1 tRNA gene is annotated in these 240 nt (G+C 47.9%); it reads left to right on the forward strand.

Features of this window, described 5'->3' with window-relative positions:
* The first annotated feature begins 167 nt into the window (after positions 1-167).
* Positions 168-240, forward strand: a tRNA-Glu gene (locus tag AACR09_RS01100).

Consider the following 240-nt stretch of genomic DNA (forward strand, 5'->3'; position numbering starts at 1 on the left):
GTAACAAGGTAGCCCTAGGGGAACCTGGGGCTGGATCACCTCCTTATACGAAGATAGTCACGATGAGTGTCCACACAGATTGATTAGGTTTAGAAAAGCAAAGAGATGAAGAACTCCCAAGTTCTTCGAAGTTTGTTTCTACTTTTAAAGTGGAGATAAATTGCAGTGTCCCGTTCGTCTAGAGGCCTAGGACACCGCCCTTTCACGGCGGTAACAGGGGTTCGACTCCCCTACGGGATA

Origin of the sequence: Vibrio sp. OPT20, from assembly GCF_963889365.1 — a bacterium.
In the GTDB taxonomy this organism is placed as follows: domain Bacteria; phylum Pseudomonadota; class Gammaproteobacteria; order Enterobacterales; family Vibrionaceae; genus Vibrio; species Vibrio splendidus.